The sequence below is a fragment of the Phenylobacterium sp. genome, from assembly GCF_965229015.1.
Lineage (GTDB): Bacteria > Pseudomonadota > Alphaproteobacteria > Caulobacterales > Caulobacteraceae > Phenylobacterium.
In genome coordinates this window covers 1,416,445-1,439,342 of record NZ_CBDDIM010000001.1, presented here as the reverse complement: position 1 = coordinate 1,439,342, position 22,898 = coordinate 1,416,445, and the positions used below count along the sequence as shown (strand labels likewise).

The 22,898-nt window shown below is 69.8% G+C and carries 20 protein-coding genes and 1 tRNA gene; 15 read left to right on the top strand and 6 right to left on the bottom strand.

The genetic code is table 11. The features are described 5' to 3' along the window. The first annotated feature begins 59 nt into the window (after positions 1–59). Entirely contained in the window at positions 60–1,139 is a 1,080-nt protein-coding gene (gene queA / locus ACO06I_RS07185) for a tRNA preQ1(34) S-adenosylmethionine ribosyltransferase-isomerase QueA (RefSeq protein WP_421931894.1), read from the top strand. Beyond that, on the top strand, positions 1,136–2,248 hold the full coding sequence (gene tgt / locus ACO06I_RS07180) for a tRNA guanosine(34) transglycosylase Tgt (protein WP_421931893.1): 1,113 nt from the start codon (positions 1,136–1,138) through the stop codon (positions 2,246–2,248). Before queA ends, tgt begins: the two co-directional genes overlap by 4 nt. Here the strand turns inward: tgt and ACO06I_RS07175 are convergent. After that, positions 2,245–2,832: a hypothetical protein gene (locus tag ACO06I_RS07175; RefSeq protein WP_421931892.1), complete on the bottom strand. Its 588-nt coding sequence runs from the start codon at positions 2,830–2,832 to the stop codon at positions 2,245–2,247. The two genes, tgt and ACO06I_RS07175, sit on opposite strands and share 4 nt — an antisense overlap. Positions 2,833–2,952: 120 nt before the next feature. On the opposite strand from ACO06I_RS07175, the gene ACO06I_RS07170 reads away from it, so the two are divergent. The 7 genes from ACO06I_RS07170 (at position 2,953) to ACO06I_RS07140 (ending at position 8,256) form a co-directional block, all read left to right on the top strand. Next, positions 2,953–3,027: transfer RNA gene (locus tag ACO06I_RS07170), tRNA-Lys, on the top strand. A gap of 119 nt (positions 3,028–3,146) precedes the next feature. After that, complete coding sequence (locus tag ACO06I_RS07165) at positions 3,147–4,541, top strand: FkbM family methyltransferase (protein ID WP_421931891.1); 1,395 nt, start codon at positions 3,147–3,149, stop codon at positions 4,539–4,541. A 124-nt stretch (positions 4,542–4,665) separates the two neighbouring features. Beyond that, on the top strand, positions 4,666–5,112 hold the full coding sequence (locus tag ACO06I_RS07160; RefSeq protein WP_421931890.1) for an RcnB family protein: 447 nt from the start codon (positions 4,666–4,668) through the stop codon (positions 5,110–5,112). Positions 5,113–5,325: 213 nt separating this feature from the next. Next, positions 5,326–6,195, top strand: a complete 870-nt coding sequence (gene cysT / locus ACO06I_RS07155) for a sulfate ABC transporter permease subunit CysT (RefSeq protein WP_421931889.1) — start codon at positions 5,326–5,328, stop codon at positions 6,193–6,195. Beyond that, complete coding sequence (gene cysW / locus ACO06I_RS07150) at positions 6,192–7,031, top strand: sulfate ABC transporter permease subunit CysW (protein ID WP_421931888.1); 840 nt, start codon at positions 6,192–6,194, stop codon at positions 7,029–7,031. The genes cysT and cysW overlap by 4 nt, the downstream gene beginning before the upstream one ends. Positions 7,032–7,043: 12 nt before the next feature. Then, entirely contained in the window at positions 7,044–8,078 is a 1,035-nt protein-coding gene (locus tag ACO06I_RS07145; RefSeq protein ID WP_421931887.1) for a sulfate/molybdate ABC transporter ATP-binding protein, read from the top strand. 55 nt (positions 8,079–8,133) lie between these two features. Beyond that, positions 8,134–8,256 carry a hypothetical protein gene (locus ACO06I_RS07140; RefSeq protein WP_421931886.1) on the top strand — a complete coding sequence of 41 codons (123 nt, stop codon included), beginning with the start codon at positions 8,134–8,136 and terminating at the stop codon, positions 8,254–8,256. Between the two features lie 3 nt (positions 8,257–8,259). Here the strand turns inward: ACO06I_RS07140 and ACO06I_RS07135 are convergent, their stop codons facing one another. The 3 genes from ACO06I_RS07135 to ACO06I_RS07125 are packed head-to-tail and all read right to left on the bottom strand — an operon-like array spanning position 8,260 to position 11,584. Beyond that, positions 8,260–9,237 (bottom strand): transglutaminase family protein, encoded by a 978-nt coding sequence (locus ACO06I_RS07135; RefSeq protein ID WP_421931885.1) that lies wholly within the window; start codon positions 9,235–9,237, stop codon positions 8,260–8,262. Then, entirely contained in the window at positions 9,237–10,175 is a 939-nt protein-coding gene (locus tag ACO06I_RS07130; protein WP_421931884.1) for an alpha-E domain-containing protein, read from the bottom strand. Before ACO06I_RS07130 ends, ACO06I_RS07135 begins: the two co-directional genes overlap by 1 nt. Then, a complete protein-coding gene (locus ACO06I_RS07125; protein ID WP_421933607.1) occupies positions 10,172–11,584 on the bottom strand; it encodes a circularly permuted type 2 ATP-grasp protein in 1,413 nt (470 codons plus the stop codon). Before ACO06I_RS07125 ends, ACO06I_RS07130 begins: the two co-directional genes overlap by 4 nt. 300 nt (positions 11,585–11,884) lie before the next feature. Here ACO06I_RS07125 and ACO06I_RS07120 point away from each other — a divergent pair, with 300 nt between their 5' ends. The 3 genes from ACO06I_RS07120 to ACO06I_RS07110 are packed head-to-tail and all read left to right on the top strand — an operon-like array spanning position 11,885 to position 18,245. Beyond that, the gene (locus tag ACO06I_RS07120) at positions 11,885–13,675 is read left to right on the top strand and encodes an autotransporter assembly complex protein TamA (RefSeq protein ID WP_421931883.1); all 1,791 of its coding nucleotides are present in this window, start codon (positions 11,885–11,887) and stop codon (positions 13,673–13,675) included. Further along, positions 13,672–17,868: a translocation/assembly module TamB domain-containing protein gene (locus ACO06I_RS07115; protein WP_421931882.1), complete on the top strand. Its 4,197-nt coding sequence runs from the start codon at positions 13,672–13,674 to the stop codon at positions 17,866–17,868. Before ACO06I_RS07120 ends, ACO06I_RS07115 begins: the two co-directional genes overlap by 4 nt. A 2-nt stretch (positions 17,869–17,870) precedes the next feature. Next, positions 17,871–18,245, top strand: coding sequence for a hypothetical protein (locus ACO06I_RS07110; RefSeq protein WP_421931881.1), 375 nt, complete (start codon positions 17,871–17,873; stop codon positions 18,243–18,245). On the opposite strand, the gene phhA is transcribed toward ACO06I_RS07110, so the two are convergent. Beyond that, complete coding sequence (phhA, locus tag ACO06I_RS07105) at positions 18,242–19,093, bottom strand: phenylalanine 4-monooxygenase (protein ID WP_421931880.1); 852 nt, start codon at positions 19,091–19,093, stop codon at positions 18,242–18,244. The two genes, ACO06I_RS07110 and phhA, sit on opposite strands and share 4 nt — an antisense overlap. 110 nt (positions 19,094–19,203) lie before the next feature. Further along, complete coding sequence (hspQ, locus tag ACO06I_RS07100) at positions 19,204–19,590, bottom strand: heat shock protein HspQ (RefSeq protein ID WP_304699997.1); 387 nt, start codon at positions 19,588–19,590, stop codon at positions 19,204–19,206. 230 nt (positions 19,591–19,820) lie between these two features. On the opposite strand from hspQ, the gene ACO06I_RS07095 reads away from it, so the two are divergent. From ACO06I_RS07095 to ACO06I_RS07085, 3 genes are all read left to right on the top strand, one after another. Further along, positions 19,821–20,945: a Ppx/GppA phosphatase family protein gene (locus ACO06I_RS07095; RefSeq protein ID WP_421931879.1), complete on the top strand. Its 1,125-nt coding sequence runs from the start codon at positions 19,821–19,823 to the stop codon at positions 20,943–20,945. Further along, positions 20,942–21,658 carry an RlmE family RNA methyltransferase gene (locus tag ACO06I_RS07090; protein ID WP_421931878.1) on the top strand — a complete coding sequence of 239 codons (717 nt, stop codon included), beginning with the start codon at positions 20,942–20,944 and terminating at the stop codon, positions 21,656–21,658. The genes ACO06I_RS07095 and ACO06I_RS07090 overlap by 4 nt, the downstream gene beginning before the upstream one ends. Positions 21,659–21,770: 112 nt before the next feature. Continuing rightward, positions 21,771–22,895, top strand: coding sequence for a serine hydrolase domain-containing protein (locus ACO06I_RS07085; protein ID WP_421931877.1), 1,125 nt, complete (start codon positions 21,771–21,773; stop codon positions 22,893–22,895). Positions 22,896–22,898 lie beyond the last annotated feature (3 nt).

Sequence of the window (22,898 nt, the reverse complement as noted above, 5' to 3'; positions counted from 1 at the left end):
GCCTCTAGCATGGTCTGGCGCTTGACGCGTGACGGCGCACATGGCCTTCACGCCCCCACATGCAACTCGCCGATTTCGACTTCGACCTGCCCGACGACCACATCGCCCTGCGGCCTGTCAGCCCGCGGGATTCCGCCCGCCTGCTGCGGGTGGCGCCGGGCCAGCCCCTGGCCGACCTGACCGTGGCCGACCTGCCCGAGCAGCTTCGCGCCGGCGACATCCTGGTGCTGAACGACACTCGGGTGATCCCCGCGCGGCTGAAGGGGACCCGTTATCGCGGCGAGAACCGACAGGCCTGCGAGGCCACCCTGCACCGCCGCCTGTCCCCCAGCCGCTGGACCGCCTTCATGAAGCCGGGCAAGCGTCTGGCCGTCGGCGACCGCGTCGCCTTCGGCGAGACCAACGACCGCGCCTGCCTGCTGGGCCAGCTGGACGCCACCATCACCGCAAAGGGGGAGGGCGGCGAGCTGACCCTGTCCTTCGACCTGATGGGGCCGGACCTGGACGCCGCCATCGCCGAGCGGGGCGCCATGCCCCTGCCGCCCTACATCGCCGCCAAGCGCGCGGAGGACGAACAGGACCGCGCCGACTACCAGACCGTCTACGCGCGCGACGACGGCTCGGTCGCCGCCCCCACGGCCGGCCTGCACTTCACGCCGGAGCTGATGGCGCGGCTGAAGGCCAAGGGCGTGGGCGTCGCCTTCGTCACCCTGCATGTGGGCGCCGGCACCTTCCTGCCGGTGAAGACCGACGATCTGGCCGATCACAGGATGCACGCCGAATACGGTGAAGTGGCTCAGGAAACCGCCGACGCCCTCAACGCCGCCAAGGCGGCCGGCGGCCGCGTCGTCTGCGTCGGCACCACCTCCCTGCGCCTGCTGGAGAGCGCCACGGGGGAGGATGGCGTCGTCGGCCCCTTCGCCGCCGAGACCGCCATCTTCATCACCCCCGGCTACCGGTTCCGGGTCGTCGACGGCCTGATGACCAACTTCCACCTGCCCAAGTCGACCCTGTTCATGCTGGTCTGCGCCTTCGCCGGCTACGAGACCATGCGCGCGGCCTATGCCCACGCCATCGCCACGGGCTACCGGTTCTATTCCTATGGCGACGCCAGCCTGCTCTGGAGGGCGAACCCTTGAGCGTCTTCCCCTTCCAGATCACCGCCACCGAGGGCAAGGCCCGCACCGGGGTTCTGAAGACCGCCCGCGGCGACATCCGGACGCCCGCCTTCATGCCGGTGGGGACGGCGGCCACGGTCAAGGCGCTGACCGTCGACCAGGTGGCGTCGACGGGCGCCGATATCATCCTGGGCAACACCTATCACCTGATGCTGCGGCCGGGCGCCGAGCGGGTCTCTCGCCTGGGCGGCCTGCACAACTTCATGCGCTGGGACAGACCGATCCTCACCGACTCGGGCGGCTTCCAGGTGATGAGCCTGTCGAAGATCGCCAAGGTCACCGAGCAGTCGGTGGCCTTCCAGAGCCATATCGACGGCTCCAAGCACGTCCTGACCCCCGAGCGCTCCATCGAGATCCAGGCCGACCTGCTGGGCTCGGACATCGTCATGCAGCTGGACGAGTGCGTCGCCTGGCCGGCGGAGGAGAACCGGGCGCGCGAGGCCATGCTGCTCTCGGCCCGCTGGGGCCAGCGCTCCAAGGCCGCCTTCGGGGAGCGCGACCGCCAGGCCCTGTTCGGCATCCAGCAGGGCTCGACCTTCGAGCACCTGCGCAGGGAATCCGCCGAGCGCCTGATCGAGACCGGCTTCGACGGCTACGCCCTGGGCGGCCTGGCGGTGGGGGAGGGGCACGAGGCCATGTGCGAGGTGCTGGACTATGCGCCCGCGATGCTGCCCGCCGATCGGCCGCGCTATCTGATGGGGGTGGGCAAGCCCATCGACCTGGTGGAGGCCGTGGCCCGCGGCGTCGACATGTTCGACTGCGTCCTGCCCACCCGCTCCGGCCGCCACGGCCAGGCCTGGACCTGGGAAGGCGCGGTCAACCTGAAGAACGCCCGCTTCGCCGAGGACGACACGCCCCTGGACGAGACCAGCGCCTGTCCGGCCTCCAGCCACTATTCCAAGGCCTATCTGCACCACCTGGTGAAGTCCGAGGAGATTCTCGGCCAGGTCCTGCTCTCCTGGCACAACATCGCCTTCTTCCAGGCCCTGACGGCGGCCATGCGCGACGCCATCGCCGAGGGCCGGTTCGAGACGTTCCGGCGAGACTTCAAGAGCCGGCTGTCCAGCTAGCGGATCGGGAAGCGGGGCTTCAGGGTCTCGCTCATCGGCGGCTCGCGCTCGACCCGGCTGTGGGAGGGTGTCGCGGGCGGCTTGCAGCCGCGGGATTCCCCCAGGCCCTTCAGATAGGCTCGCCGCACCGCGCCGGCGTTGATCGCCGCTGTGACCAGGCCGTCATGGCGCTCGGCGCCGGAGAGCTTCCGCACCCAGCCCCGGAAGGGGATCAGCCCCGAGGCCGCGCCGGCCACCGCTCCGAGCGCCGCGCCGCGCCCGCGCACCATCAGGTCGTCCTCGTCCTCCACCGGCTCGTCGAGGTCCGCGCCCAGGGCCCCGTTCAACGGCAGGATCATGCCGGTGATCCGGGCGCAGTTGGTGGGGATCGGCAGGGCGTAGGGATCGGCCATGGCGTCCAGCAGCACCTGGGGAATCTTGGTCCGCAGGACATTGACGTCCCGCAGGGGCGAGGCGACCGCGCCCTGCACGCTCTCGCGATTGGCCGCCGAGCTGGTCTGGATCTCCGGCGATCCGTCGGCCGGGGCGGTGGTGCAGGCTCCGACGAGGACCAGGATGGGAAGAACGGACGGGGGCGCGCGCATAGATCAATTGTACAGCTTGGCTCCGCGCCTTGGAAAGCCCGTGCGTGGCCTTGCCCAGGGCAGGGACGCACCCTATGGTCCGCGCCGCTTCGCCCGGCGCGCATCTGCTCGCCGCGCTTAGGGCCGGTAGCTCAGTGGTAGAGCATTCGACTTTTAATCGAATGGTCGTGGGTTCGACCCCCACCCGGCCTACCAAACCGTCGGAGGGCTCGTCTCCGACGCGGGAATGTCCCGGCGCGGCGACCGCTTCACAATCAGGCGACGGTCAGACAGAAGGGTGACGGTGATCGCCCCAGCCCGCGCAGGAATGACCCATGGATATCGCCGCCCTTGTCCGCGCCGGCCGCCAGGCCGAGGTCTTCGCCGATCTTGAGCCCAGGTCGAGGGCTGGCGACCATGGGGCGTCCAACAACCTGGCCCTGGTGCATCGGTGGCTCGGCGATCAGCACCGCGAAGTGGCCTACGCCCTGCTGGCCTTCCAGCAAGACCCTTGGTCGCCGCACGGCGTCAACACCGTCTTCCGGGCCCTGGGGACCGCGGGCCACTACCAGGTCCTGGCCGACATCTATGCGGGCATGCCCAACAAGCGCCTGCTGAATCGTCACCAGAACCTGCTGGCCGCCGTGGCCTACCGTGAATGCAATCGTCTCGCCCAGGCGCAGGCCATCCTGGACCTCGTCGCGGACTTCCCCCTGGAGGACGCCGTCGAGTTGGACGTGGCGATGAGGTTCGCCCAGGCCAATTCCGACCATGCGAAGGCTCTGGGCCTGATCGACCGGCTCGAGGCGGTGACGGGGGAAGGGCGCCGCCAGCGCTTGTCCCAAAGGTTCAGCGCCGGCGACATGGCAGGCGCCCTGGAGGTCTACGAGGGCTTCTGGCGGACCGACCCGGGCGTGGCCGAGGAAGCCAAGACGGCTCTATTCTGCGCCATCGCCTTGGGGGAGCGCGCCGTCGTCGAACGTCTGGCGCCCAGCATGGTCGGCGGCGCTCGCGATTTGGCGAGGCTGTATCTCGAGGGCGCCCGCGAGGTGGTGGTCCAGGGCGCGGCCCGAACCTACCGCTTTCCCTTCGAGCCCACCAACCTGTCGATCGCCCTGCGCCACGCCGCCGGCCAGTTCTACGAGATCCAGACCCTGCAGCGCCTCGCCCCCCTGATGTCCCGGGGCGATCACGTCGTCGATGTGGGCGCGAACATCGGCAATCACACCCTCTATTTCGCGGGCGAGTTGGGGTGCCAGGTGACCCCCTTTGAGTGCAATCCACGGCTCGCGCCGCTGCTGCGCAAGGCCGTGGAAGACGCCGATCTCTCCGGGCTGGTGGATCTTCGATACCTCGGCAAGGCGGTCTCCGACACCGACGGGGACGTGTTCTTCAACTACATCCGCAACGACTATTCCAATGTGTCCAAGGAGTCCGACAGCTCCCTCACCCGTGTGCCCGCCATGAATTTGGACAGCCTCGACCTGCCGTCCTGCGGCCTGCTCAAGGTGGATGTTGATGGCGGTGAGATCGGAGTCCTGCGGGGCGCCGAGGCGTTCCTGGCCAGGCATCGGCCCCTCCTGGTTATCGAGGTGATGAACTTCAACACCGCCGAAGCCCTGATCCTGATCGACAAGGCGGGCTACGCCATGATCCGGGAGAACGCCCAGGCCGGAACCCATAGTGATTTCGTGTTCTCGCCCGTCGAGCGCGATCCGCCGGTGCTCTAGGCGCCCCGATCGTGATGAACGGGGGATGACCAGGCTCGTTCAAAACGGGTTCAGGGCGGGAGTCGCATCTTGGGAACAACGCCGACAGCCACCCGGCTTGAAGCTCCCCCGAAAGGACACGCTCATGAAACGCGCAATCGCCGCCGCCCTGGCCCTCTCCCTGCTGGGCGGCACGGCCGCCATGGCCCAGCCTGCGCAGTATCAGCGCGACTATCAGGGCCAGTACCAAGGCCAGTATCAGCAAGGCTACGGGGACCAGCGCGACGCCCGCTACGACGACCGGCGCGACGCTCGCTACGACAACCGTTACGACAACCGCTACGATGATCGGCGCAGCGGCTGGGACAATCGCAGCGGCCAACACCATCACCGCGCCCATGCCTGGCGCCGCGGCGAGCGCCTGCCGAGCCAGTATCGCGGCGCCAACTACTATGTGAGCGACTATGGCCGCTACGGCCTGCGTCAGCCGCCCCGCGGCTATCGCTGGGTCCGGGCCGACAACGACTACGTCCTTGCCGCCCTGGCCACCGGCCTGATCGTCCAGGTGCTGAGCAACGGTTACGGCCGCTAGGCCCCAAGCCCACCCTAGCGTGTCGGCAGCCCCGTCCTCTCTATGAGGGCGGGGCTTTCTCGTGGGCGGTGGGCAGGCTTTCAGGTCTCGTCTTCAGAAATTCTACATTGGCGATAGACTCACTAGGAATTAGCTCGTGTCTCCGCCGCGCGGCAGGTGATCCAGGTCTGCGGGGCGGCGCTATTGTGCGAAACCCGAGGCTCCGAGCGCGACATGACCGCCAAGGCCCTGACGACGGCGTCCGCCGGGACGCGCCGGCCCTTCCTCCGACGCCGGTCGGCGATCCCGGGATTCGCGCTCAGCCTGGGCGTCACGGTGACCCTCCTGTCGACCATCGTCCTCATCCCGATGCTGGCGGTCGCCCTGAAGGCCACGCAGCAGAGCTTTCCGGACTTCCTGGACGCCGCCTTTTCCGAGCGGGCGCTCGCCGCCTACCGTCTGTCCTTCGGGGCGGCCTTCATCGCGGCCCTGATCAACGGGGTGTTCGGCCTGGCCACCGCCTGGGTCCTGGTCCGCTATGAGTTCCCCGGCAAGGGGGTGGTCAACGCCCTGATCGACCTGCCCTTCGCCCTGCCGACCGCGGTGGCGGGCATCGCGCTCGCCGCCCTCTACGCCGAGAACGGCTGGGTGGGTTCGCTGGTGGCGCCCCTGGGCTGGAAGATCGCCTTCACCCCCCTCGGGGTGGTGGTGGCGCTCATCTTCATCGGCCTGCCCTTCGTGGTGCGCACGGTCGAGCCGGTCATGCGCGACCTTTCGGCCGACGTGGAGGAGGCCGCCGCCAGCCTGGGCGCCGGACGTCTGGACACGCTGTCGCGCGTCGTGCTCCCGGCCCTGGCGCCGGCCTGGCTCACCGGCTTCGCCCTGGCCTTCGCCCGGGGCATCGGGGAATACGGCTCGGTGATCTTCATCGCCGGCAACATGCCCTACAAGTCGGAGATCGCGCCCCTGCTGATCATCATCGAGCTGGAGCAGTACGACTACGCAGGCGCGGCGACCATCGCGGTCGTGATGCTGGCGGCCTCGTTCCTGATGCTCTTCGTCATCAACGCCATCCAGGGCTGGGCCCGACGGCGGTCGGCGTGAGCCCGCGCCGCGCCAACGAGGACGCCCCCTGGGTCAAGGCGGTGATCCTGGCGGTGGTGGCCCTCTTCCTGGCCTTCATCCTGCTGCTGCCCATGGTTTCGGTCTTCTACGAGGCCCTGCGCAAGGGCTGGGCGCCGGCCCTGGAGGCCATCCGCAATCCCGACGCCGTGGCGGCCATCAAGCTGACCCTGATCACCGCGGGCGTCACCGTCCCCTTCAACGCCGCCTTCGGGGTCTGCGCCGCCTGGGCCGTGGCCAAGCACGAGTTTCCGGGCAAGAGCTTCCTGATCACCCTGATCGACCTGCCGTTCTCGGTCTCGCCGGTGGTGGCGGGCCTGATCTATGTGATGGTGTTCGGAGCCCAGGGCTGGTTCGGCGACTGGCTGATCGACCATGACATCAAGATCATCTTCGCCATCCCCGGCATCATCCTGGCGACCATCTTCGTCACCTTCCCCTTCGTGGCCCGCGAGCTGATCCCGCTGATGCAGGAGCAGGGGGTGGACGAGGAGGAGGCCTCCGTTTCCCTGGGGGCGTCGGGCCTGCGCACCTTCTGGAGCGTCACGGCCCCTAATATCCGCTGGGGCCTGCTCTACGGCGTCCTGCTCTGCAACGCCCGCGCCATGGGCGAGTTCGGGGCGGTGTCGGTGGTCTCGGGCCACATCCGGGGCCTGACCAACACCATGCCGTTGCATGTGGAGATCCTCTACAACGAGTATGACTTCGTCGGCGCCTTCGCCGTCGCCGCCCTTCTCTGTTTCCTGGCCATCGTCACCCTGGCCCTGAAGACCCTGCTCGAGATGGTCCAGCCGCAGTCGCGGCCGGCCCGTCACTGACCAAGAGACCCCATGACCATTTCCATCCGCTCGGTGGAGAAGACCTTCGGCCGCTACCCTGCGCTCAACGGCGTGAGCCTGGAGATCGCCGACGGCGAGCTGCTGGCCCTGCTGGGCCCGTCGGGCTCGGGCAAGACCACCCTGCTGCGCGCCATCGCCGGCCTGGAGTTCCCCGAGAAGGGCCAGATCCTGTTCGACGGCCAGGACATGACTTATGCCAGCGCCGCGGCGCGCCAGGTGGGCTTCGTCTTCCAGCAGTACGCCCTGTTCCGCCACATGACGCTGGCCCGCAACATCAGCTTCGGCCTCGACGTCCGCAAGGGCGCGGCCAAGCCCCCCAAGGCGGAGATCGCCCGGCGGGTGGAGGAACTGCTGAACCTCGTGGAGCTGCCGGGCCTCGGAAAGCGCTACCCGGCCCAGCTGTCCGGCGGCCAGCGCCAGCGGGTGGCGCTCGCCCGGGCGCTCGCCGTCAGCCCCAGCGTCCTGCTGCTGGACGAGCCCTTCGGCGCCCTGGACGCCACCGTGCGCAAGTCCCTGCGCAAGGAGCTGCGCCGCATCCACGACGCCACCGGCGTCACCACCATCTTCGTCACCCACGACCAGGAGGAGGCCCTCGAGCTGGCCGACCGGGTCGCCATCCTGAACCACGGCGTCATCCAGCAGGTGGGCACCCCGCAGCAGGTGCATGACGAGCCGGAAGGCGCCTTCGTGGCCGGGTTCGTCGGCGAGGCCAACCGGCTGGAGGGGACGGTCCGGGCCGGTCGCTTCCAGGCCGGGGAGGTCGCCGTCCCGGCGCCGGCCGCGGCCGAGGGTGCGGCGATCGCCTATATCCGCCCGCACGACCTGATCCGTGCGGCGGCGGGGCAGGAGAGTTTCTACATCACCGCCGATCGGATAAACGTGCAGGGTCCGGTGGCCCGGATCGAGGGCAAGACCCCCGGCGGCCAGCGGATCGAGGCGGCCTTCGAACGCAATGCGTCGGAGGGTTTGGCGCCCGGCGCGCGCATCGGATTGACCGTCCAGCGCTCATACATCTTCAGCGCGTAACGGCGCCCTCTCAACTTTAACGAGAGATTCACTATTTGGCGGCGTTATGCCGCACATGGATCATCTGCTCCGATTTCTCGTGACCCTCCGCACCTCGCCACGGCGCGCGATGATGGTTGAGGTCGGCTTCATCGCGGTGGGCGCCTTCCTGCTCGGAGTGACGCTCTTCCGCCTGTAGTCGCTACTGCTGTTGTTGCTGTTGCTGATCGTACTGCAGGGACCCGGGCGCGCCGCGGCGGCGTCCCGTGCGGTTGAAGGACGGCTGGGCGACCCGGATGAACTCCGGCTCGGTGAGCGCGGCGCGCGCCCGGCGCACCGACACCCCCACCGCCAGCTGGCTCTCGGCCTCGCCCTTGTAGACTCCCCGTGACGGCGGCACGTCGTTGTAGTCGCGGCCCACGGCGGCGGCGATGTGGCGCTCCCCGGCCTCGACATTGTTGGTGGGGTCCAGGCCCACCCAGCGCAGGGAGGGCAGGAAGACCTCCACCCAGGCGTGCGTGGCGTCGGGATCGGAGCGGTCGCCGCCCTTTCGGTCGGTGAACAGGTAGCCCGACACGTAGCGGGCCGGGATTCCCCACGACCGGCAGATGGCGATCATGATGTGGGCGAAGTCCTGACAGACCCCGCGCTTGGCGTTCAGCGCCAGGTCGATGGGGCTCTCGGCGTCGGTGACGCCGGCCTCATAGCCGAAGGACTGGTAGATGATGGTGGAGAGCTCGCGCACGGCGGTGAGCGGGTCGCGCACCCGAAGCTGGTCGATGCCCGCCTCGGCGACGAAGGTCTTCAGGGCCTGGGTCTCCACCGCGAAGCCGTGGTGGTGCAGGAAGTCGAAGTTCTCACCGCGCACGAAGTCGCTCTTCAGCCGGTCCCACTCGCCGGTGTCCAGGGCGACGGGGAGGGTGGCCGGCGCCTGGGTCTCCACCGCCGAGCGGGCCAGGATGCTCAGCCGGTCGTGGGGCTGGGGCACGTCGAAATGGTAGACGGCGTTGCCGAAGGCGTCGGCGTAGGAGAACAGCTGGGCCGGCGGGTCCAGCTCCAGGTCGAAGCTCACCAGCCGCTGGCGGGCGCCCTTCTGAGGCTGCATCCACAGCTCCATGACGCTTTCGCGCACATTGGCGGCGTAGTGGTACTGGGTGACGTGGCGCACTTCCAAAAGCATCAGGCTGGCAACCGCATCTCGAGGGAATAGGCGACGAAGGTGTCGTAGATGGCCGTGTGGATCGCCTGGCATTCGTCCAGCACGGTCGACAGCAGGGCGCCGGCGCCCACCAGCTCCATGTTCTCGACGTCGGCATATTGCAGGCGGGCCTTCAGGCGACCGGCGAGGCGCTCGGGCCCCGCCTTGCTGGCGTCCACATAGCGGCTGGCGGCCGACAGGTGCTCCTCGATGCGGGCGGTGGAGAACCGGATCGAGCGGGGAAAGTCCTCGTCGAACATCAGGAACTCCAGGATCAGCTCGGGGCGCACGTCGGCGGTGTAGCGCCGCAGATAGGGCTCCAGGGCGCAGCTCATGCGCAGCAGGCTGGTGAGGGCGAAGTGGTCGGTGAGCGGCCGGCGGCGGTCGCCGAAACAGACCTCCAGCAGGCGGCCGATCAGTTGGGCCCGTTCCAGATGGACCCCCAGCAGCAGGAACCGCCAGCCCTCGCCATGGCTCATGGTGGCGTCGGCGGCGCCCTTGAACAGGTGCAGGTCGGCGATGATGTCGTGCAGGAAGGCCGAGGAGCCGTCGGCGAACTGCTTGGCCGCCCCCGGGCCGGTGACCCGCAGATAGATCAGGTTCAGGCGTTCCCAGGTCTCGGTGGTGATCTGGTCGCGGACCTGGCGGGCGTTCTCCCGGGCGCGGGCCAGGGAGGTGGTGATGGAGCCGCCGTCTTCCCGGTCCAGGGCCAGGGACAGGGCCGCGTCATAGGGAGCGTTGGCCTTGGCGGGGTCGTTGTCGCCGACGGCGGCCAGGACGATGCGGGCCACCTGGCTGGCGGCCTCGGTGCGGTCGAGGGTGGCGTTGAGCATCACGTCCGACAGGCGGCACATGTGCTCGGCGCGCTCCACATAGCGCCCCATCCAGTAGAGGCTGTCGGCCACGCGGGCGAGCATCATGGCTGAACGTCCTGACTGTCGCCGGCCAGGATCCAGGTGTCCTTGGAACCTCCGCCCTGGCTGGAGTTCACCACCAGGGAGCCCTTCTTCAGGGCCACGCGGGTGAGCGCCCCCGGCGTCACGATGATCTTCTCCCCCGACAGGATGAACGGTCGCAGGTCGACGTGGCGCGGGTCGATCTGGCCGTCGATCAGGCAGGGCGCGGTGGAGAGCTGGATGGTGGGCTGGGCGATGTAGTTGGCCGGGTCGGCCCGCAGGGCGTCGGCGAAATCGCTGCGCTCCTGGGCGCTGGCGTGGGGTCCGATCAACATGCCGTAGCCGCCCGACGCGCCCACTGCCTTGACCACCAGCTTGTCCAGGTTGGCCAGGACATGGCTGAGCTGGGCGGGCTCGCGGCAGAGGAAGGTCTCGATATTGGGCAGGATGGCGTCCTCGCCGAGGTAGTATTTGATGATCTCCGGGACATAGGCGTAGACGGCCTTGTCGTCGGCGACCCCGGTGCCCGGCGCGTTGCAGATCACCACGTTTCCGGCCCGATAAGCGTTGAACAGCCCCGCGACCCCGAGCCCGGAATCGCGGCGGAAGGTGAGGGGATCGATGAAGTCGTCGTCCACCCGGCGATAGATCACGTCGATGCGCCGCAGGCCGGTGGTGGTCCGCATGTAGACCATATTGTCGTGGACCACGAGGTCGCGGCCCTCCACCAGGGGCGCGCCCATCAGGCGGGCCAGGTAGGCGTGCTCGTAATAGGCCGAGTTGTAGACGCCGGGCGTCAGCACCACGACCTGGGGATTGGGCCGCCAGTCGGCCGCCATGCCCTTGAGCGTCGTCAGCAGCAGGTCCGGATAGCGGTCGATGGCCCGCACGTTGGAGGCGCGGAAGGTGCCGGGGAAGGTCCGCTTTGAGGCTTCGCGGTTGGCCAGCATGTAGGAGACCCCCGAGGGCACCCGCAGATTGTCCTCCAGCACGGCGAAGGCGCCGTCCGGCTGGCGGATCAGGTCCGAGCCGCAGACATTGGCGTAGGCCTGGTGGGGCACATAGAGGTTCTGCATCTCCCGCCGGTAGGAGGGGGCCATCAGCACCAGGTCGCGCGGCACCACCCCGTCCATCAGGATCTGCTGCTCGCCATAGATATCGGCCAGGAACATGTTGAGCGCCCGCAGGCGCTGGGTCAGGCCCTCCTCGATGGTCGCCCATTCCTCGGCCGGAATGATCCGCGGCAGCAGGTCGGTGGGGATGATCCGTTCGGTGGAGCTCTCGGCCCCGTAGACGGTGAAGGTGATCCCCTGCAGCAGGAAGAAGCGCTCCAGCGTCCTCTGCCGCTCGGACATGTCCTCCTGGGCCAGGGTGGCGATGCGTTGATCGAGGGCTGCGTAATGCTCGCGCACGTCGCCGGACGCCGTGATCATCTCGTCATAGGGCGCCGCCGCCCCGGATGGCGGCTCTACGGCGTTGGTGTCACCCGTTCTTTGCGCCGTCGCCACGCCCCACTCCACCTTGAGATAATCCTTCCGCCTCGACCTGGTTCCGACCCTAGGGAGCGCTCCGGCCAAAGGGGCGGCTTTTCGGAATCGTCAGGCGTCGCGGAGGGGACTGCCCAGTATTTGGGCAGGCTTCCGCTCAGTTTGAAAGCACCTTCCGCGCGACGGGCGGGGTGACAATCTTAGGCGACCCGCTGTAGACCCCAGGACGGGGGCGGCAGGGGAATCTTGACGTTGGGACGACTGGTCTTCGCCGTCGCCGCCTCGGCGGCGCTTTGCGCCCAGGGGGCGGCGGGCTCCGCGCGCGCCGCGGCGCCGAAGGCCGCCGTCGAGGGCGCGCTGAGCGACAGCCTGCGCGCCGCCATCGGCGTCGCGGTGGGCGAGACCGACAAGCCCATCGAGAACCGCTTCGAGGCGCGGCGCCGCGCCCGCGAGGCGGCCGAGGACGCCGTCGCCGTCCTGCGCTCCGAGGGCTACTACGCCAACACCGTCGAGGCCGACGTCACCGAGACCGAGCCCGCCCAGCCCATCGTCAAGGTGACGCCCGGCGAGCGCTTCAGGATCCAGGACCCCAAGGTCGAGTGGATCGCCCCCGAACCCGATCCCGGCGTGCAGCTGGCCGGGGAGGCGGTGATGGGCCTCGCCAACGGCCAGGCCGGCCGCGCCGCCGACGTCCTGGGCGCCGAGGGCCGCATCCTGGCCGCGGTGCAGAAGCGCGGCTACGCCGACGTCGCGCCGGGCGAGCGCCAGGTGATCGTCGACCACGCCGACCAGTCGGTCCGCCCCACCTTCCGCATCGTCTCCGGCGAGCTGGTGCGCCTGGACGGCGTCGAGCTGGTGACGCCGGGCCGCACCAACACCGCCTGGCTGAAGAACCTGGCCCCCTGGAAGGTGGGCGACGCCTACGATCCCGACGACGTCGGCGAGCTGGAGCGGCGGCTGCTGGACACCGGGGTCTATGACAGCGTCACCGTCGCCCTTGCCGGCAAGGAGAAGGCGACTCCCGAAGGCCTGCGTCCGGTGATCGTCAGCATCGCCGATCGCAAGCGCCGGACGATCGAGCTGGGCGCCAGCTATTCCACCAGCGAGGGCGCCGGCGCCGACGCCCGCTGGACCCGCTACAACGTCCTGGGCCGCGCCGACACCCTGTCCTACTACGGCCGCGCCTCGACGGTGGACAGCCGCCTGGGCGCCGAGCTGACCCTGCCGCACTGGCGACGCGCCCAGCAGACGCTCAAGGGCCAGGCCGGCCTCTATCGCGTCCGCACCGACGCCTATGACGAGACCGGGGTCGGGGTCCGCGCCGACGTGGAGCGCCGCTACGGCAAGACCTCCTATGTCACCGTCGGCGCCTCCCTGGACTACAGCCAGACCGACGAGCGCCAGGCCGGGACCCTCTCCTCCCTGGGCCGCAAGCTGGTGACCGCCTCGGCGCTGGGGGCCATGGCCCTCGACCGCTCCGACGACCCCCTGGACCCCAAGCGCGGCTGGCGGGTGGAGGCGCGGCTGGAGCCGACCCTCATCGTGGGCGCCGACACCCTGCCGTACCTCAAGGCCCAGACCCAGGGCTCCGTCTACTTCCCCTTCGACGAGAAGGGCCGCACGGTCCTGGCCGGCCGGCTGAAGGCGGGCTCCATCGTCGGCGGCCTGATCCCGGAGGTCCCGGCCTCCCGGCGCTTCTATTCCGGCGGCGGCGGCTCGGTGCGGGGCTATGCCTACCAGGCCATCGGTCCGCGCCTGGCCGACAACACCCCGCAGGGCGGGCTGGCCCTGCTGGAGGCCTCGGTGGAGCTGCGCCAGAAGATCGGCAAACGCTGGGGCGTGGTGGCCTTCGTGGACGCCGGCTCCGTCGGCTCCGACCAGATCCCCAGCGGCAAGGACCTCAGCCTGGGGGCGGGTCTGGGGGTGCGCTACGACCTGGGCTTCGGTCCCATCCGCGCCGACATCGCCATCCCGCTGGAAAAGCGCAAGGGCGACGCGCCGTTCCAGATCTATCTCAGCATCGGACAGAGCTTTTGACCGGCCCCTCCGACACCCCGGAGACCGTCGCCGAGGTCGCCCACGAGGTGGCCGAGGAGGTGGTGAAGGTCGCCAAGAGCCGCGGCCTGCCCAAGGCCATCGTCGCCATCTGCGTCATCGTCGCCATCGCCCTGGGCGGCGTCCTGCTCACCACCCGCTACGGCGTCCTGCTGCCCCAGGGGCGGCTGCTCATCGAGGCCCGCGCCAACGGGCTGAAGCTCGGGCGCTTCGGCAAGCTGCGGATCGAGGGCCTGGCCGGCGACATCTGGCGCGACTTCACCATCGCCCGGCTCACGGTTTCCGACGAGAAGGGGATCTGGCTGGAGGCCAGGAAGCTCGAGATCTCATGGCACTATGCTGAACTTCTCACGCGGAACTTCCACGCCGAGAAGATCACCGCCCAGCAGCTCACCGTCCTGCGCCGCCCGACCCTGGCCCCCAAGGAAAAATCCAAAGGGCTGCCGGTCTCCTTCGACATCGACCTGATCCAGACCCGGCTGGAGATGAAGCCCGCCTTCTCCTCGGTGCGCGGCGTGTTCGACGTCACCGGCGACCTCGATGTCCGCCGGGCCGGCGGCGGCCAGCAGGGGATGATCTCCATCCGCTCCGTCCTGCACCCCGGCGACCACCTGGCGGCGCAGTTCGACGTCAACAAGAAGCGGCCCCTGCTGCTGGTGGCCAACGCCCACGAGGCCCAGGGCGGGGCCTTGGCCGGCGCCGTCGGCCTGCCCGCCGACCAGCCCTTCGATCTCCAGGTCAGCGCCACCGGCAAGACCTCGGAGGGCCGCCTGATCGCCTTCGCCAGCTCCGGGGTCACCAAGCCGATCGACATCAAGGGCGCCTGGACCCCGAGGAGCGGCCAGGCCAGCGGCAAGGTCCTGCTGACGGCCTCGACCCTGACCCGCAAGCTGGCCGCGCGGCTGGGGCCCGAGGCGGTGTTCGTCCTCACCGGGACCCGGGCCGAGCCCGGGCTCTATGACCTGACGGCCCGCGCGACCTCGGCCAACCTCGCCGTCGTCGCCAGGGGCAAGGGCAATCTCGGCGAGCGCCGCCTCGGGCCCAAGGGCCTGGCCCTCACCCTGGACACCCCCGACCTGTCACAGATCAGCGGTGGCCCGCAGATGGGCCCGTCCCGCGCCGTCGGCGTGCTGACGGGAACCCTCGACGACCTGCGCTTCGCCGGCGATGTCGCCATCACCCGCTTCAAGCTGGGCTCCTATGGCCTGGACCGGATCAGCGGTCCCCTGCAACTCACCCGCAAGGCCAAGGTCTGGGGCGTCAAGGGAACGGCCACCGGCGCGGGCGGGCAGGGGACCGGCCTGCTGGCCGCGGTGCTGGGCGCAAAGCCGGTAGCGACCTTCGACGGTCAGCGTCTGGCCGATGGTCGCCTGGCCCTGCGCGATCTCCAGGCGACGGGGGCCGGGCTCAAGGTCCAGGCCAGCGGCGGCCGCGGCCTGATCGGCGGCCTCAACTTCAAGGGCCGCGCGGAGGTCTCCAACCTGGCCGCGGCGCGCCCCGGCGCCAGCGGCTCGGCGGTCGCCACCTGGAGCGCGACCCAGGGCGGCCCCGGCAAGCCCTGGACCCTGTCGGCGGATGCCAAGGGCGCCAAGTTCGCCTCCGGCTACGCCGAGCTCGACCGCCTGCTGGGGGGCGCCCCCAGCCTGTCGGCCAAGGGCAATATCGAGGGGCGCAAGCTCTCCCTGGCCAGCGCCGACCTCAGGGGCGCGGCGGTGAAGGCCTCCGGCGCCGGGGTGCGCGAGGCCGACGGCGCCCTGAAGTTCAAGCTGGACTGGACCGCCGACGGTCCCTTCCGCGCCGGCCCGGTGGAGATCACCGGCAAGGCCAAGGGCTCGGGCGCCATCACCGGGACCCTGGCCGAGCCCCGCGCCGACCTGCTGGCCGACTTCGACGCCCTGGACGTGCCACGCCTGCCGCTCAAGGCCGCCCACATGACGCTGACCTTCATGCGCCGCCCCGACGGCTCCAGCGGCCTGGTCACCCTGGCGGCGGCCAGCGAATACGGCCCCGCTGTGGGCAAGGCGGCCTTCCGCTTCCCGCAGGGCGGGGTGGACCTCAGCGACCTGGCGGTGGACGCCGGCGGGCTGAAGGCGTCGGGCGCGCTCTCCCTGCGCCGCAGCGCCCCGTCTTCCGCCGATCTGAAGGTCGCGCTCTCCAAGGGCGCCTTCCTGGCCGCCGGGAGCGTCACCGGAGCGGTGAAGATCGTCGACGCCCCCGGCGGCCCCCGCGCCAGCCTGGATCTGCGCGCCGAGAAGGCCATTCCGCCCGGCGCTCAGCTGGAGATCCGCACCGCCCACGTCACCGCCGACGGCCCGCTCGCCCGGCTGCCCTATCAGGCCCAGGCCACGGGAGTGTCGCGCAACGGCGGCTGGAGCCTGGATGGCCGGGGCCTGCTCACCGACACCAAGCCCGGCCATCTCCTGGCCTTCGACGGTCAGGGCCGTTACGGGCGCCGCGACCTGAAGACGGTGGAGACCGCCACCTTCCGCTTCGGCGGGCCCGAGCGCAGCGCCCGGCTGCGGCTGGCGGCCGCCGAGGGCGGCCAGATCGACCTGGACGCGCGGCTGGCCGGCGACAGCGCCGAGGTCCGCGCCCAGATCCGCCAGCTGGGCCTGGGCCTGTTCAACGAGGATCTGACCGGCAAGATCGACGCCAGCCTGTCCCTGTCGGGCAAGGCCGCCCGTCTGGACGGGATGATGACCGCCAAGCTGGACGGGGCGCGGGGCCGCGGCTCGCCCACCTCCCAGGGCCTGGACGGCACGCTGAACGCCCGGCTGGCCGACAGCAGCATGACCATCGACGCGGCCTTCACCAATCCCAGCGGCCTGAAGGCCAACGCCAACCTGGTGTTGCCGGCCGAGGCCTCGGCCGCGCCCTTCCGGGTGGCCATCAACCGCCAGAAGCCGCTGCGCGGCCACGTCTTCGCCGACGGCGAGGTCAAGCCGCTGTGGGACCTGCTGGTGGGCGGGGAGCGGGAGCTGGCCGGCCGGGTGCGGCTGGACGGGACCCTGAGCGGCTCCCTGGCCGACATCAAGACCCGGGGCGAGGCCTCGGTGGACGACGGCCGGTTCTCCGACGGGGCAACCGGCCTGGTCCTGCGCGAGGTGGTGCTGCGGGCGACCCTCACCGACAACGTCATCAACGTCACCCGCGCCACAGGCGCCGACGGCCATGGCGGCTCGGCCACCGGCTCGGGCCGGATCAGCCAGGACGGGGTCAGCACCTTCAAGCTCGACCTGACCGGGTTCCGGCTGATCGACAATGACCAGGCCACCGCCTCGGCCAGCGGCCAGGTCACCCTGGACCGCGACGCCGCCGGCAAGGTCCGCCTGGCCGGCAAGCTGCTGGTGGAGCGCGCCGACGTCTCGGCCCGCACGCCCACCCCCTCCGGCGTCGTCCCCATGGACGTCATCGAGGTCAACAAGCCCATCGACCTGGGGACCGCCCAGCAGGCCGTGGTCCGCCAGGGGCTGGGGATGAATCTCGACGTCACCCTGACGGCGCCGCGCCGGATTTATCTGCGCGGACGGGGCCTGGATGTGGAGCTGTCCCTCGACGCCCATGTCGGCGGGACCACCAACAAGCCGGTGCTGTCGGGCGTCGCCCGGGTGGTGCGCGGCGACTACGACTTCGCCGGCAAGCGGTTCGAGTTCGACCAGCGGGGCGTGGTCTATCTGGCCACCTCGCCCCGCGACATCCGTCTCAGCCTGTCGGCCACCCGCGACGATCCGGCGCTCACCGCTGTGGTCAGCATCCGGGGCACGGCGGCCAAACCGGAGATCACGCTCACCTCCACCCCGGTCCTGCCCAATGACGAGGTGCTGTCCCAGGTGCTGTTCGGACGCTCGGCCTCGCAGCTTTCCCCCTTGGAAGCCGCCCAGCTGGCCTCGGCGCTCTCGTCCCTGGCCGGGGGCGGCGGTTTCGACGTTATCGGCAACCTGCGCACCTTCGCGGGCCTGGACCGCCTGGCCCTGGGCGGCGGCGGCGAAAGCGGCATGACAATTTCCGGCGGCAAGTATCTGACGGACGATGTTTATCTGGAACTCACCGGCGGCGGCCGCACCGGCCCCTCGGCCCAGGTGGAGTGGCGCGTCGGCAAGAACCTGTCCATCATCTCCAAGCTCGCCGGCCAGGGGGACGGCAAGCTCGCCGTGCGCTGGCGCAAGGACTACTGAGCATGACGATGCGGGGGGTTCTGATCGGCGCGGCGGGGCTGCTGGCGCTCGCCGCCTGCGACAGGCCCCTGAGACCCCCGACCCACACCGGCGTCTGCTGGCGGCTGGCCCCGGCCATGAACGGCGCCCAGGACTTCAAGCCCATGACCAACAGCGTCGAGAGCCTGCAGGCCTGCGCGGTCCAGCTCGAGGGCCTGCGCCTCAAGCACGGGGTCCCCATGACCGGCGCCTATCAGGGCCAGCTCATCTTCGTCACCGACCAGGAGATCAGTGCGGCGGCCAGCTCCAAGGCCAGGCGCTACCCCCTGTTCACCCCCGAGCAGCGGGCGGAGATGGACGCCGGTCTCGAACGGCTGATGGCGCAGGAAGGCCGTTAGGCCTTGGCCACGGCATAGGCCTGGCTGCCGCGGGTGAACACCTGGTCCCCGGCCTCGATCGCCGCGATGGGGATGTCGGCGGCGCCCGACAGGCGCTGATAAATCGGGGCGAAGTCCTGCAGGGTGGCGTCCAGCAGGGCCTGCAGGGACGGGATCACGAAATAGACCTGCTGGAAATCGTCGATCCGGTAGGGGGTGCGCATCACCCGCTCCAGATCAAAGCCCAGCCGGTTGGGGGAGGGGTCGTCCAGGGCGAAGATCGACTCGGCGTGGGACGAGACGATGCCGGCCCCGTAGATCCGCAGGCCCTCGGTCGTCTGCAGCAGGCCGAATTCGACGGTGTACCAGTAGAGCCGCGCCAGGTTGTGCAGCTGGCCCCTTCCCAGGGCCCGCAGACCGCCCTCGCCATAGGCGGCCATATAGTCGGCGAACACCGGGTCGGTCAGCATCGGCACGTGGCCGAAGACGTCGTGGAAGATGTCGGGTTCCTGAAGGTAATCAAGCTGCTGCGGCTTGCGGATGAACCGCCCGGCGGGGAAGCGTCGATTGGCCAGGTGCTCGAAGAACAGGGCGTCGGGCACCAGGCCCGGAACCGCCACCACGCTCCAGCCGGTCAGCCGGTTCAGCTCCTCGTTGATCCGCGCGAAGTCGGGGATGCCGCCCCGGTGCAGGTCGAGCGCGTCCAGGCCGTGCAGGAAGGCGTCGCAGGCCCGTCCCGGCAACAGGTTGGCCTGCCGCTCATAGAGGGTCATCCAGACCTGGTGCTCGGCGGGCGTGTAGGCGGCCCAGTCCTGATCGATGGTCCAGTCGGCCCGGGCTCCGGGCGGGGGAAGGCCGTCAGCGCTCATGGCCGGAGAATGGCCCCAAATCGCCGGAAGTTCCGTTCGCAATGCGCGGGTTTCGGCCCGGTCGGCGCGAAAACCTTGCTCGGGAGGGCGCAATCACGCCCAAGCCTTGCCTAGTGGCTGATGCGCGGCCGCAGGGTGTAGTGGCCTTCGTTGAAGGATTCGAAGATCAGCGGCGCCTGGGGGTGGCCCACCGGCTCGCCGCTCTCGTCGGGCAGCAGGTTCTGCTCGGAGACGTAGGCGACGTAGGCGTTGTCGTCGTTCTCGGCCAGCAGGTGATAGAAGGGCTGGTCCTTGCGGGGCCGCACATGCTCCGGGATCGACTGCCACCACTCCTCGGTGTTGGCGAACGTCGGGTCGACATCGAAGATCACGCCGCGGAAATTGAAGACACGGTGCTTCACGACATCGCCGATGGCGAATTTGGCCAGCCGAATGTCCGCGATCGCCGCGGGATTGGGCAGGTGGCCTGCGTTTGGCTTTTCGAGTCGAGCGTCCATAACCTGAGAATCTACACCGCGGGACCTAACTGGGAGATGAACGTAGCGCTCACGCGTCCGTGTTCAAGTGCGCGCCTTCCGGCAGGCGAACTTGCTTGGTACAGTCGCTTTGAAACGAGGCGCCCGTACCGGCGTCTGCGAAGGACTTAAGGTTGGTCCATGTCTGAGGCGCGCAGAAACACGCGATGCGTGTTTCGCCCTCTTGGTCTACGCGCTTTCCGGGCGCCTGAATGAGCGATCAGGCTGGAAGCGCGTCCGCGCCCGGCGCCATGCGGAATGGCCGGGAGAGGTCTGGCGGTGACGCGCCCTGTTATGGCGCCCTCGACCTCGGGACCAACAATTGCCGGCTCTTGATCGCCACGCCCTCGGGTAAGAGCTTCCGGGTGGTGGAGGCCTATTCGCGCATCGTGCGGCTGGGGGAGGGGCTCAGCGCCAGCGGCCGGCTGTCGGAGGCCGCCATGGAACGCGCCATGGCCGCCCTGAAGGTCAGCGCCGAGAAGGTCCGCCGCCGCCGCGTGGTCAAGCTCAAGGCCATCGCCACCCAGGCCTGCCGCATGGCCGAGAACGGCCAGGAGTTCATCGACCGGGTCTTCGAGGAGACCGGCCTGCGCCTGCAGATCATCGCCCCGCGCGAGGAGGCGCAGCTCTCCGTCGCCGGCTGCCTCAACCTGCTGGACCGCAGCGCCGACGCCGCCCTGGTGGTGGACGTGGGCGGCGGCTCCACCGAACTTTCCTGGGTCGATCTCAAGGGCGAGGGCCTGGGGGGCGAGCTCAGCACCTTCGTGGCCTCGAAACTGCCCATCAAGGCCTGGCTCTCCATCCCCATCGGCGTCGTCACCCTGGCCGAGCAGTTCCCGGAGGGGGCCGAGGCCACCGAGGCCTGGTTCCGCGCCATGGTCGACCGGGTGAAGCTCGACCTCGCCGCCTTCCGCCACGCCGACCCGATGCGGCCGATCTTCGACGAGGACCGCGCCCACCTGATCGGCACCTCGGGCGCCATCACCAGCCTGGCCGGCATGCACCTGCGCCTGCCGCGTTACGACCGCTCCCGCGTCGACGGCATCTGGATGACCCGCGACGAGTGCGAGGGCGCGGCCAACCTGCTGCTCGGCCTGACCGCCCAGCAGCGCGCCGACCAGCCCTGCATCGGCCCCGACCGCTCCGACCTGGTCTTGGCCGGTGCCGCCATCCTCCAGGCCGTCCAGGAGCTGTGGCCCTGCACCCGCGTGCGGGTCGCCGACCGCGGCCTGCGCGAAGGCATCCTGATGTCCCTGATGTCCGAAGGCGGCGGCCGCGGCCGCCGCAAGCGCCGCCGCGGCCGTCGCGGCAAACCCCTGCCCCAGGCGGCCGAATGACCGACGAACTCCCTCCGGCCCGCAAGCGCATGGTCAAGCCGCCCATGGGCGGCACCGAGGAAGGCCGCGGCAAGCCCGCGCGCCTGAAGACCGCCAAGATGCGGACCCCGTCCTCCCAGGCCTGGCTGTCGCGCCAGGTGAACGATCCCTTCGCGGCGAAGGCCCGCGCCCATGGCTACCGCTCCCGGGCGGCCTACAAGCTGACCGAGATCGACGACCGCCTGCACCTGCTCAAGCCCGGCATGCGGGTTATCGACCTCGGCGCGGCCCCCGGCGGCTGGACCCAGGTCGCCGTCGAGCGCGGCGTGGTCAATATCGTCGGCGTCGACCTGCTGCCGGTCGATCCCATCTCGCCGGTCCAGATCATCGAGATGGACTTCACCGACCCGGCCTGCGGTCCGCTGCTGATCGAGATGCTGGGCGGGCCGCCGGACATCGTGCTGTCGGACATGGCCCCCAACACCGTCGGCCACCGCAAGACCGACCACCTGCGGATCATGGGCCTGATCGAGATCGGCGTGGACTTCGCCATCAGCGTGCTGAAGCCCGGCGGGTCCTTCATCGCCAAGGCCTTCCAGGGCGGCGAGACCTCGCTCGTCATCGCCAAGCTCAAGCACCACTTCACCGAGGTGAAGAACATGAAGCCCAAGGCCAGCCGCGCGGACTCGTCCGAGACCTACCTGGTGGCCACGGGGTTCAAGGGGCGGAAGTAACCCATTCCTCCGCTCATCCCCGCTTTCGCGGGGATGACCGGTGTGGGTGTAGGGCTCGCGCGCCATCCGCTTTTCCCGCTAAGCTCGCCCCAATTAACAAGGGGAGGCGACGATGGCTGACGGCGCGGTGGGCGGCTTCACGGCTGACAAGTATTCCAAGGTCCGCGAGGCCTTCCAGGCCAACCTCGACTCCGGCGCCGACGTCGGCGCCTCCTTCTGCGCCACGTCGGAGGGCGAGACGGTGATCGATCTCTGGGGCGGCTGGGCCGACGCGGAGAAGACCCGCCCCTGGGTCAAGGACACCATCGTCAACGTCTACTCCACCACCAAGACCATGACGGCGCTGACGGCCCTGCTGCTGGCCGACCGGGGCGACCTCGATTTCGCCGCCCCGGTGGCGAAATACTGGCCGGAGTTCGCGGCGAACGGGAAGGCCGACGTCAAGGTCAGCCACCTGATGAGCCATTCCGCCGGCCTCTCCGGCTGGAAGGAGACCATCACGGTCGATGACCTCTACGACTGGGAGAAGGCGACATCCCTGCTGGCCGCCCAGGCGCCCTATTGGCGCCCCGGCTCGCAGCCCGGCTACCACGCCCTGACCCAGGGCTATCTGGTGGGGGAGGTGGTGCGCCGCATCACCGGCAAGTCGCTGGGAACGGTCTTCCGCGAGGAGATCGCCGAGCCCCTGGGCGCCGACTTTCACATCGGCCTGCCGGCCCGCGAGGACGCCCGCGTCGCAGACCTGATCCCGCCGCCGCCGGGCGCCGGCATCGCCGACGGCGAGCAGAACGAGCTGGTGGCCAACATGTCGCGCAATCCGGGCATCGACCCGCTGGCCACCCGCACGCGGGCCTGGCGCGGAGCCGAGATCCCCGCCGCCGGGGGCACGGGCAACGCCCGCTCGGTGGCCGAGATCCACGTCCTGCTGGCCAATGGCGGCGTCGCCAAGGGCAAGCGCCTGCTGTCCGAGGCCGGCTGCCGCAAGGCCCTGGAGCTGCAGGTGGAGGGCACCGACCTGATCCTCGGCGGCCCCGCCCGCTTTGGCATGGGCTTCGGCCTCCCCAGCGCCACGGTCCCCATGCGCAACCCCAACACCATCTACTGGGGCGGCTATGGCGGCTCGCTGATCATCATCGACATGGATGCGCGCACCACCGTCGCCTACGCCATGAACAAGATGGCCCCCACCACCACCGGCGACATGCGCGCCTTTGCTCTGATGATGGCGATGGGGTAGCCG